11 protein-coding genes are annotated in these 10,131 nt (G+C 60.2%); 4 read left to right on the top strand and 7 right to left on the bottom strand.

Going from position 1 to position 10,131, the window contains the following annotated elements; translation table 11 throughout:
- Positions 1-409: LLM class flavin-dependent oxidoreductase (locus WBF74_RS03355; protein WP_424435151.1), on the bottom strand; the 409-nt coding region annotated here is incomplete at its 3' end.
- 35 nt (positions 410-444) lie between these two features.
- Positions 445-1,080 carry a TetR/AcrR family transcriptional regulator gene (locus tag WBF74_RS03350; protein WP_424435148.1) on the bottom strand — a complete coding sequence of 212 codons (636 nt, stop codon included), beginning with the start codon at positions 1,078-1,080 and terminating at the stop codon, positions 445-447.
- A gap of 171 nt (positions 1,081-1,251) precedes the next feature.
- Between WBF74_RS03350 and WBF74_RS03345 the strand changes: the two genes are divergently transcribed.
- Positions 1,252-2,073, top strand: coding sequence for an SDR family oxidoreductase (locus WBF74_RS03345; protein ID WP_424435145.1), 822 nt, complete (start codon positions 1,252-1,254; stop codon positions 2,071-2,073).
- Positions 2,074-2,077: 4 nt separating this feature from the next.
- Here the strand turns inward: WBF74_RS03345 and WBF74_RS03340 are convergent, their stop codons facing one another.
- The 5 genes from WBF74_RS03340 to WBF74_RS03320 are packed head-to-tail and all read right to left on the bottom strand — an operon-like array spanning position 2,078 to position 6,151.
- Positions 2,078-3,133, bottom strand: a complete 1,056-nt coding sequence (locus WBF74_RS03340) for a beta-N-acetylglucosaminidase domain-containing protein (RefSeq protein ID WP_424435142.1) — start codon at positions 3,131-3,133, stop codon at positions 2,078-2,080.
- Between the two features lie 56 nt (positions 3,134-3,189).
- Positions 3,190-4,170: an MBL fold metallo-hydrolase gene (locus tag WBF74_RS03335; protein WP_424435139.1), complete on the bottom strand. Its 981-nt coding sequence runs from the start codon at positions 4,168-4,170 to the stop codon at positions 3,190-3,192.
- Positions 4,171-4,195: 25 nt separating this feature from the next.
- Positions 4,196-5,035 (bottom strand): SDR family NAD(P)-dependent oxidoreductase, encoded by an 840-nt coding sequence (locus WBF74_RS03330; RefSeq protein WP_424435136.1) that lies wholly within the window; start codon positions 5,033-5,035, stop codon positions 4,196-4,198.
- On the bottom strand, positions 5,025-5,594 hold the full coding sequence (locus WBF74_RS03325) for a carboxymuconolactone decarboxylase family protein (RefSeq protein ID WP_424435133.1): 570 nt from the start codon (positions 5,592-5,594) through the stop codon (positions 5,025-5,027). The genes WBF74_RS03330 and WBF74_RS03325 overlap by 11 nt, the downstream gene beginning before the upstream one ends.
- A 5-nt stretch (positions 5,595-5,599) precedes the next feature.
- The gene (locus tag WBF74_RS03320; RefSeq protein ID WP_424435130.1) at positions 5,600-6,151 is read right to left on the bottom strand and encodes a carboxymuconolactone decarboxylase family protein; all 552 of its coding nucleotides are present in this window, start codon (positions 6,149-6,151) and stop codon (positions 5,600-5,602) included.
- Between the two features lie 246 nt (positions 6,152-6,397).
- Between WBF74_RS03320 and WBF74_RS03315 the strand changes: the two genes are divergently transcribed.
- The 3 genes from WBF74_RS03315 to WBF74_RS03305 all read left to right on the top strand — a co-directional run.
- A complete protein-coding gene (locus WBF74_RS03315) occupies positions 6,398-7,969 on the top strand; it encodes a fatty acid--CoA ligase (protein WP_424435127.1) in 1,572 nt (523 codons plus the stop codon).
- Between the two features lie 93 nt (positions 7,970-8,062).
- Positions 8,063-9,916 (top strand): AMP-binding protein, encoded by a 1,854-nt coding sequence (locus tag WBF74_RS03310; protein ID WP_424435124.1) that lies wholly within the window; start codon positions 8,063-8,065, stop codon positions 9,914-9,916.
- Positions 9,917-9,987: 71 nt separating this feature from the next.
- Positions 9,988-10,131, top strand: a 144-nt coding sequence (locus tag WBF74_RS03305; RefSeq protein ID WP_424435154.1) for a DUF924 family protein, incomplete at its 3' end; no start/stop codon positions are given.

The following is a 10,131-nucleotide window of genomic DNA, read 5'->3' as shown; positions in this document are numbered from 1 at the left end:
CTTCAAGCGATTCGACCATGCGGTCGCGCTGCTTGGCGACTTCGATGCCGAGCATATGCGCGTCGGACGGCAGCAGGCCCGGCCCGGCGCCGAACATCACGCGGCCGCGCGTCATGTGATCAAGCTGGATGATGCGGTTCGCGGCCATCAGCGGGTTGTGATAGGGCAGCGAGACAACGCCCGTGCCAAGCTTGATGCGATGCGTGCGCTCTGCGGCGGCGGCGATAAAGAGTTCAGGGCTCGCAATGATCTCGTAGCCCGCCGAATGATGTTCGCCGATCCAGGCTTCTTCAAAGCCGATCTTGTCCAACCATTCGATCAGTTCAATGTCACGTCGGATGGCAAGTGTCGGGTCTTCATCGACGGGGTGGAAGGGCGCGAGGAAAATGCCGCTGCGCAGTTTGCCCATTATGTTTCTCCCTGAGAGGCTTGATAATGTTTCGCTCAGCCCTTGTTCTTGAGGCCGTTGAATTGCAAGGCGAGTAGCGCCCGGTTGATGTCTGCCCTGTCCATGTCCGGGTTTTGCAGCCACCAGGCGGTGAAGGCGCTCCATGCCGCGACCAGCGCAAGGGCGGCCACTTCAGGCGGATAGTCGGAAGAAAATTCGCCGCGCTTCTGCCCGCGCGCCACGATGCGCGCGACAAGGGCGAGAACGCTCTCATTGACGGCAGCCGCCTTGGAGACGAGGGCGGGCTGATCGAGAAACTCCCGCAGCATCTTGTGCATCACGGGGGCGTTTGTTTCCCAAGCCTCGCGGAGAACGGAAACGAGAAGAAGAAGTTCTTCCTCTGCACTGCCTTCATAGCCCGCGAGGCGCTCTGTCAGAGAGCGGGTGATCTCTTCGTTGAAAACGCCGATCAGCGCTGATTTGCCAGCGAAATGCAGAAAGAAGGTTGCCTTGGCGATGCCCGCCTCGGCGCAGATGTCTTCGATCGTGACTTTCTCATAGTCGCTTTCTGCAAAGAGCTTCATCGCGGCGCGATAGATTTCCTGCCGCGTGCGCTCTTTCTTGCCCGGCCGACGGGGCGTTTCCGCCTCATTCTGTTGCCGGTTCCGGCTGGTCTTCAAAAGTCTGGTCATGCAAGCTGCCGTTTGTTTCTCCGATAAAACTAGACCTTGGTATAGTTTTTCACAAGCCCGCTTTTCTCTGGGGGCGGTGCCGCCCGGATCGCATTTGCGAGTCTAGGGTTAGCACCCTAATGCTTCTCCTGCTACATTCGGGGCAATTCACAAGAAACCTCGGGGGAAACCATGGGACGGGTAGAAGGCAAGGTCGCGCTGGTCACGGGCGCTGCGGCAGGTATAGGGCGCGGTGCGGCGCTGGCGCTTGCGGCGGAAGGCGCGGCACTGGTCGTGACGGATGTGGACGAAGCGGGGGTGCGCGAGACAGCGCGTCTGATCGGCGAGGCGGGCGGCAAGGCAAGTGCCCATGTACAGGATGTGACGAACGAGGCGCGGTGGCAGGAGATTGTCGGCGCCGTGAAGGACGAGTTCGGCGCGCTCCATGTTCTCGTCAACAATGCAGGCATTGCCATTGGCGCGTCGGTCTTCGAGATGTCTTATGAGGCCTGGAAGGCGCAGCAGGCGATCAATGTGGATGGCGTGTTCTTCGGCGTGAAGCACGCAATCCCGCTCATCGCGGCGTCGGGCGGCGGCTCGGTCATCAATATTTCGTCGGTCGCCGGTCTCAAGGGCGCGGCGGGGCTTGCCGGTTACTGCGCAACGAAGGGCGCGGTGCGGCTTTTCAGCAAGGCGGTCGCGCTTGAATGTGCGCAGGCGCAGATGAATGTGCGCGTGAACTCGATTCATCCCGGCATCATCGACACGGCGATCTGGCAGAAGATCCCGCAGGGTGGCGGGCTGACGGGTGAGGCTGTTTCAACCGCTGTCATGCCGCTTGCGGGCGGGGCGAACACGATTGATCCGCAGGCGGTCGCAACGGTCGGCGTGCCGGCGGGCTATCCGGGGCTTCCTTCCGACATTGCGGCGGGGATTGTGTTTCTTGCGTCGGACGAGTCACGCTATGTGACGGGTTCGGAGCTTGTCATTGATGGTGGCATGACGGCGCGCTGACGGCTTACTGCGCCATCAGTTCTTCCTGGGTGAAACGCCAGTATCCATCGAGCCAGAGAATGATCTCGCTTGCAGCGGGATGAGAGAAGGCGGCGTAGCGGTTTCGCAGTGCCGCCTTTTCACTTTCCGAAATGGCTTCAAGACCCTTGTCCTGAAAGAGCGACAAATCTTCTGCGAGCAGGGTGGCAAGCTCCCTGCCTGTGACCTGCGTTGCCGCTTCTGCGAATGAGGCTTCCTTGCCGCTCTCATAGAGTTTTTCGAGCGTCAGCATGGGAATGCGGCTCAGCATGACCTGCGAGGCGGGGTTCACCCCATGCGCGGCGATGAGTGGCGCTATGTCGGGCGCGCGGCCTGTGAAGGGTCGCAGATGCAGGAAGGGCGACATGCGCGGCCCGTCATTCACGGGGTAGTTGTCCCAAAGAAAGGGCTTGCGCTGCAATGTCTCGCTGACGCGGGTGATATGCGCGGCGTCAATTTCCCGGGAACAGACAAGCGGGCCGGTCCAGAAAATCTCGATGGCGGGATCAATTTCCTTCCCCAGCGTGTCGAGATAGCCTTCCGGGCGCTGGCCGAAAAAGCGGTCGAGTACGGGGTCATCCGTGTAATAGCTCGGGCAGACGATCAGACGCCCTGCTTTCGTGCGCTCTGCAACACAGGCGATGATTTCAAGCTGCTTTTCGGCAAGGCCCGGCAGATCGCCGCGCATGTCATCGAAGAGAATGGCCAAATCATCGATGCCGAGCGCATCAAGCTCTGCGAGCTTGCGGGCGAGCGCATCGCGCGCGGCGGAATCAAAATCGAGATAAAGCTCGTAAGGGCTCAGCCCCACACCGAAGCGCACGCCTTCCGCGTGGCAATGGTCGGCGAGTTTCTTCAGCGCATCCTGCTCTGCTTGCGGATGCGGTTCACTCCAGCGCCGGCGCAGAAAGGGATCTGATTTCGGTGCATAGAGATAGAAGCGATAGCCATGCGACGCCAGGGCAGAGACATGCGCCGCCCGCGCTTCCCACTCCCAGGGGATACCGTAGAAACCTTCAATCGTGCCGAGTTCAGGGAACATGATGGCTCTCAGAGTGTGACGACGAAAGGCCCGCGCGGGACCGATTGAAGCAGATATCAGCCGCGCAGCCGCCCCTGCCGCTTGGTCAGTTCGGCCATCTGACCGAAGATCGTCACCACATCATTGGGTGTGTCGTCGCCCGAGAACTCCTTGTAGAGCGTCGAAACGTTGACGACGATACGCTCTGCATCTCCCCAGCTGTCATAATCCGTCATGTCGATATCGAGGGCTGCCTCGAAGGAAGAAAGCCCTGCGTCATAGCGCTTCTTCGCTTCGTCGCGGATATAGGTGAGATAGTCGCGCACGGCCTGTACGCCATTTTTGCCGGTGATCGGGCCATGGCCCGGCACAACGGTTTCAACATCCATGGCAAGGATGCGGTCACAGGCATCAATCCAGTTGCTGACCGGGCCTTCCCACATGATCGGGTGGCCTTCGATGAACAGAATGTCGCCCGTAAATACGAGCCTATCGGCAGGTACATGCACCAGCGCGTCGCCCGGCGTATGCGCGGGGCCGACATGCATGATGCGCACTTCCTTGGTGCCGACATGACGCGTCAGTTCGGTTTCAAAGGTCGTGGTTGGCAGCGTTTGCGTCACGCCCTTGAAGTCGAAGGGGCCGAAACATTGCGTCACATATTTGCCGAGGTCGCCCATGCCCGGTGCCATGTCGAGAAAGCCGGCAAGCAGGGCAGGCGGCTCATGGCGCATCGCTTCCACGGCGAGCTTGTGGGCGATGATCTCCGCTTCCGCGCAGCACTCATTGCCGTTGCAATGGTCGCCATTGTGATGCGTGTTGACGAGCGTACCGATCTTTGCGGCCGCTTTCGGCTCGGCCTTGCGCATGGCGGCGAGCATGTCACGGGTCAGCGGCACGTCAAACAGCGTGTCCACGAGGAAGGATTCGCCGCTATCGACGATCAGTCCGGCATTAGACCAGCCCCAGCCACCATCGGGCTGCAACCAGGCATAGCCGCCATTGCCAAGGTCATGCAGGCCCTTCGTATATTGAAAGCGGCTCAGTCCGAGACCCATTTTCCCCCTCCCAGGTTTTCGCGTATCAGGAAATTCCCGTCATGCCGCTGTCAACGGCGAGTGTCTGCGCGGTGATGTAAACGCTTTCATCGGAGACAAGGAAAAGCGCCGCATAGGCGATTTCCCATGCCGTTGCCTGTCGCCCGAAGGGAACCGGCGTGCGCCCGCGCGACGGGCGGCCCTGCGTTGCGGCGCGGCCAAGCGGCGTATCGACAAGGCCCGGCGCCACGATATTGGCGCGGATGCCGCGCCGCGATCCTTCAAGCGCGACATGGCGCATCAGCCCGCCAAGGGCTGCCTTTGATGCGTCGTAAGCCGGAAGGCGCGATCCGGCAACGAGGCCCGCAATGGATGAAATGAAAACGATGGGCGACCCATCTGCGAGCTTCGGCAAGGCCGCCTTGCAGCAGAGCATCGGTCCGCGCAGATTGACGGTCAGCACCTTGTCCCAGTCTTCGGGCGTCACGCCGGCAAGGCCAAGCCCGCCCACGCCGATGCCGACATTGAGGACGAGACCGTCAAGTCCGCCCAGCGTGCCCTCGGCTTCTGCCACCATGCGTTCGATGTCGGCAGGCTTTGAAATATCGGCTTCGATGACATGCGCCTTGCCGCCTTCGGCTGCAATCATCGAGACGGTTTCTTCCGCCGATGCGCGGTTCATGTCTGCGACGGCAACTTCGGCACCTTCCCGCGCAAAGAGGATCGACATGGCGCGGCCATTGCCGACGGGATCGGTTTCGGCATTCACCACACGCTGCCCGCCGCCCACGATCAGGATGCGCCGCCCGAGAAGGCGACCCCGCGCCGGGGCTTCGCCTGTGGACTCGGCCGGGAGCGGCCTCACATAGCCTTCCTTATCCGCCATTCTCTTCCACGCTCCGTCTGATTTCATCAAGGCCGCTTGTCGATATGTCCGTCTCTTCGAGATCAATCTCGAAGGTTTCGAGGTAGCGGCACACAAGCAGATAGACGCCAATGATGATGACGAGTTCCTGCATTCCCGCATCGCCGAGATGCTGATGGGCCTTTGCGAAGAGCGCACCGTCGGCTTTCACATTGGCAACCTGATTGTCGGTGAAGGCAAGGACGGCATTTTCGACCTCGCTGAACAGAGGCGAGGGAAGGGCGCCCGCCGTGGCCGCTATCCTCTCCTCGCTTATGCCGATCACGCGGGAAACGCGGCGATGCTGATGCAACTCGTAGTTCGAGCCGCAGAGATGGCCCACCCGCAGAATCACGAGTTCCCGCAGTTCCGCGTTCAGTACGCCCGAATTGAGATAGGCGTTGATGAGCGACATGAAGGGAACGAAGGAAGCGCCGCTTCCCGCCAGCATCCGGAAAATGTTGAGCGGGGGAAGGCCGGAGAGAAGCTTCTTTGCGTCATCCGGCAGCGTCGCCGGATCGGGATAGGCGATGCGTGCCACGGGGATCAGCCCTCTACGCCGGGCAGCTTCAGGCCGGACTTATGGCCCGGTTCTTCAATATCCACATCGAAAGTCTCAAGGAAATTCGAAACGAGCGTGTAGAAGCCGATGGTGATGACGAGTTCCTGAAGCTGCTTGTAGCCAAGCTTCTCGACCAGCGGACTGAACGTCTCGTCAGAGGCACGGGTGTTCTTCACCACATCATCAGTGAAGCGCATGACCTGACGCTGTGTCTCGTCAAAGACCTTGGCATCCGGGCCTTCATGGATCGCCTGGATCAGCTCTTCAGACATGCCGAGCTTCCGCGAGATCGCTTCGTGCTGATAGACCTCATAGGAAGAGCCGCGCAGGATGCCCGTTCGCACGATGGCGATTTCACGCAGCACGGGGTCGAGATCCCCGTGAATCAATATCTCGTTACCAAGTTTGATGAAGCCATCGATCATGTCGCCCGAATGGCCGAGCATCCGAAAGATGTTGAGCTTCGGCAGCTTCTCGTAAACGGCCTTGGCGCGGCCGGTGGCTTCTGACGGGTCGAAATAGGGGATGCGAGCCATGTTCGAGCGTTCCTTCCCTGAGTGTCGTTTTCTTTTGCTGCAGTCTAGACGGCGCGGACGCTGCGTCCAGTGGGAATGAGGCGAGGCAGGGTGGCGGGAGAAGGGGTTTCTCGTGAGGGCGCTCTTGCTCACATCGCGTCGCTCGTTACACTGGCGCGCAACAGCAAGGCGGCAAGGCTGGTCCCGGGCAGCAAAACAGCCCCGAAAGAGACGATGCCAGCGCCAGATGGGGGAGGAGCTATCGTCATGTTCGATGCCGAACGTATCAAATCCGTTGCCGACATCACGCGCGTACAGGCGGCCGTAAGGCCCAACGCCGTGGCGCAGGTCTTTGAAGGCCGCGCAACCACCTATGCCGAGCTTGACGCTCGGGCAAGCCAGGTGGCGCAGGCGCTGATTGCCGCAGGCTGCAAGCCTGATGCCCGCATCGGCTTCATGGGCAAGGGGTCGGATCGCTACTTTGAAATGCTCTATGGCGCCTTCAAGGCAAAGGCCGTTGTCGTGGGCGTCAACTGGCGTCTCGCGGCACCGGAAGTTGCCTATGTGCTGAACGATTCCCGCACCGAGATACTGTTCGTCGGCGCTGAGTTCTACGCGATGATCGAGAAGGTGTTGCCGGAATGCCCGACGGTCCGCAAGGTGATCGCGCTTGATGGCGGCCATCCAGAATGGCCCTCTTTTGATGAGTGGCGGGACGCGGCCAAGGCGGAAGACCCGATGCTTCCCGCTTCCGACGATGATGATGTGATCCAGCTTTATACGAGCGGCACGACCGGCCATCCGAAAGGCGTGCAGATCACCAATGGCAATTACATCTCCATCTTCCATCAGGGTGCGCTGGCCGGCTGGGCGAACTGGGGCGAGGATGATGTGGTTCTTGTCTGCATGCCGCTCTTCCATGTGGCAGGCGTGAATATCGGCGTTCTCGGCAATCTGCATGGCTGCAAGAACATCATCATCAAGGATGTTGATCCGCAGCTCATTCTGAGCCTGATCGGTTCGGAGAAACTTACCATCGCCTTCATGGTGCCGGCGGTGATCCTCTTCCTGCTGCAGCAGCCCGGCATTGCGACGACCGATGTGTCCTGCGTCCGGCAGGTGCTTTATGGCGCATCGCCCATCGCGGAAGATGTGCTTCGCCGCGCGCAGGCTACGTTCAAGGCGGCCGATTTCGTGCAGGTCTATGGCCTCACCGAAACAACGGGCGGTGCCACCCATCTGCCGCCCGAAGCGCATGATCCGGCAAAGGGCAAGCTCCGCTCCTGCGGTATCCCCAATCCGGGCATGGAAGTGCGCGTGGTGGATGAAAACGGCAAGGATGTGCCGACGGGCGAGGTCGGCGAGATCGTCATTCGCGGCGGCGCGGTGATGAAGGGCTACTGGAACAGGCCCGAAGCCACGCAGGATGCCATTCGCGATGGCTGGTTCTATACGGGCGATGCAGGCTTCTTCGATGCGGATGGCTATCTCTTCATCCATGACCGCGTGAAGGACATGATTGTGTCCGGCGGCGAGAACATCTATCCCGCGGAAGTCGAGAACGCGCTGTTCGGCCACCCGGCGATTGCCGATGCGGCCGTGATCGGCGTGCCCGATGAAAAATGGGGCGAGGCGGTGAAAGCAATCGTCGTGCTGAAGCCCGGCGAGCAGGCCACTGCGCAGGAGATCATCGCTTTCGCCAAGGAGCGGATTGCGAGCTACAAGGTGCCGAAATCGGTTGATTTCATTGATGCCCTGCCGCGCAACCCTTCGGGCAAGATTCTGCGTCGTGAATTGCGCGCGCCCTACTGGGAAGGCCGCGAGCGCATGGTCAACTGATCGCGCTGACGGAATTGAAGATCGAAAACAGGGGGTGCCGCGCAGGCGATAATGTGCGGACCCCCAAGCCTATTTCATATCGGAGGAAACGAAATGAGCCTTGCCGAGCAAGCTGACGGGCCTGCGCCCTTCAAGCCGTTGAAGCAGAAGCCGCCGAAAATCACCGTGCGTCGCGAGACGGATGGCACGATCTATGTGTCCTCCGACTATCCGCTGCCCGAGATGAAGCGCAGTGTGCCGCATATTCTGGAAGAGCGGGCGGCGGCACATCCGGACCGCAATTTCATCGGCGAGCGCGATGCGTCCGGCGAGTGGGTGTTCATCACCTATGGCGAGGCGAACCGGAAGGCTGATGCGGTTGCAAGTGCGCTTCTGAAGCGCGGCCTCGACCAGTCAACACCGCTCATGATCCTCTCCAGCAACTCCATTGCCCATGCGGTGATGATGCTGGGCGCGCTCAAGGCAGGTGTGCCTGTAGCGCCTGTCAGTGTTCCCTATTCGCTGATGAGCTCCGATTTCTCGAAGCTTCATCATGTCGTAGGGCTGACCAAGCCGAAGATGATCTTTGCCGATAATGGCGATCTCTTTGCGAAGGCGCTTGCAGCGGTCGGCGGGGATGCGGAAATCGTCATCCAGACGGGCAGCGTGCCGGGTGCGACTTTCTATGATGATCTTCTGAAAACCAATGCGGGGCCGGAAGTTCGCGCCTCCATGGACAAGATCAATCACGACACGGTTGCGAAATATCTCTTCACATCGGGCTCCACCGGCATGCCGAAGGGCGTGATCCAGACGCATCGCATGATGATGGCGCAGATTGCGGCGGGTGAAGCACTGCGCACGGAAGAGCCGGACCCGGACGAGATTCCGCAGAGCCTTGAATGGATGCCGTGGAACCATATTTCCGCAGGCAATATTGGCTTCAACGGGAACATGAACAGCGGTGGCACGGTGCATCTTGATGCAGGCAAGCCGGTGCCCGGGCTTTTCGATCAGACGATCCGCAATCTTCGCGATGTATCGCCGCGCGTCTTTGGTTCGGCGCCGGTTGCCTTTGCGATGCTTGCCGATGCAATGGAGCGGGATGCCGAGCTTCGCGCGAGCTTCTTCCGCAATCTCGAATATATGGCCTATGGCGGTGCGACGCTTTCAAGCGATCTTTATGACCGCATGCAGGCGCTGGCCGTGGCTGAGACGGGTTATCGCATTCCGCTTACCACCATGTATGGCGCAACCGAAACGCAGGGCATCACGGTTGTGCATTGGGTGACGGAGCGCGTCGGCCTTGTGGGCCTGCCCATACCCGGCATTACGCTGAAGCTTGTGCCGAACGGGGCGAAGCTCGAAGTGCGCGTGAAAGGTTCGACGGTTACGCCGGGCTATCTCAACGATCCGAAGAAGACCGCAGAAGCCTTCGATGAGGAAGGCTTTTACAGCCTTGGTGATGCGGCGAAGTTCCTTGATGAAGACAAGCCTGAACTCGGCCTCGTCTTTGACGGTCGCGTGACGGAAGACTTCAAGCTTTCTTCCGGCACATGGGTTTCAACCGGCACGCTGCGCGCCGATGCGGTGGCGGCCTGCTCGCCGCTCGTTCAGGATGCTGTCGTATGCGGTCTCGACAAGCCCTATATCGCGCTTCTCGCCTGGCCGAATATTGCAGCGGCGCGGAAGATTGCAGGGCTTGGCGATGATGCAGACCCGCAGGCAGCAATTTCGCATCCGAAGGTTGTGGAGCATCTGCGCACTGCGCTTCAGAAGCACAACAAGGGCGGTGGTTCTTCCACCCGCATTGCGCGGATTCATCTGATGCTTGAGCCGCCCTCGATTGATGGTCACGAAATCACGGACAAGGGTTATGTCAATCAGGCCGCAACGGCAGCGCGCCGCGCACATCTTGTCGAGCGTCTCTATGAAGACCCGGCACCAGAAGATGTGATTGTCGTCTGATCGGGAAGAATACGAGAAGATGTCACCCCGGCTATAATGGCCGGGGTGATGCTTTTTGAGGGAGCCGCAACATGATCCGCCCGCGCGATGTTCTCGATTTCTGGTTTGGTGCCGGGCCGGAAAAATGGTTTACCAAAAGCGATGCCTTTGATGCGGAGATCCGCCGTCGCTTTGGCGAGACGCATAAGGATGCGGCGGCAGGCAAGCTCGATGGC

The sequence above is a fragment of the Parvibaculum sp. genome (genome assembly GCF_049672805.1).
Lineage (GTDB): Bacteria > Pseudomonadota > Alphaproteobacteria > Parvibaculales > Parvibaculaceae > Parvibaculum.
This window is presented reverse-complemented; position numbering and strand designations above follow the sequence as displayed.

Coding starts and splice junctions, on each gene's coding strand:
- WBF74_RS03350 (WP_424435148.1), bottom strand. CDS start 1,080: ATGACCAGACTTTTGAAGACCAGCCGGAACCGGCAACAGAATGAGGCG.
- WBF74_RS03345 (WP_424435145.1), top strand. CDS start 1,252: ATGGGACGGGTAGAAGGCAAGGTCGCGCTGGTCACGGGCGCTGCGGCA.
- WBF74_RS03340 (WP_424435142.1), bottom strand. CDS start 3,133: ATGTTCCCTGAACTCGGCACGATTGAAGGTTTCTACGGTATCCCCTGG.
- WBF74_RS03335 (WP_424435139.1), bottom strand. CDS start 4,170: ATGGGTCTCGGACTGAGCCGCTTTCAATATACGAAGGGCCTGCATGAC.
- WBF74_RS03330 (WP_424435136.1), bottom strand. CDS start 5,035: ATGGCGGATAAGGAAGGCTATGTGAGGCCGCTCCCGGCCGAGTCCACA.
- WBF74_RS03320 (WP_424435130.1), bottom strand. CDS start 6,151: ATGGCTCGCATCCCCTATTTCGACCCGTCAGAAGCCACCGGCCGCGCC.
- WBF74_RS03315 (WP_424435127.1), top strand. CDS start 6,398: ATGTTCGATGCCGAACGTATCAAATCCGTTGCCGACATCACGCGCGTA.
- WBF74_RS03310 (WP_424435124.1), top strand. CDS start 8,063: ATGAGCCTTGCCGAGCAAGCTGACGGGCCTGCGCCCTTCAAGCCGTTG.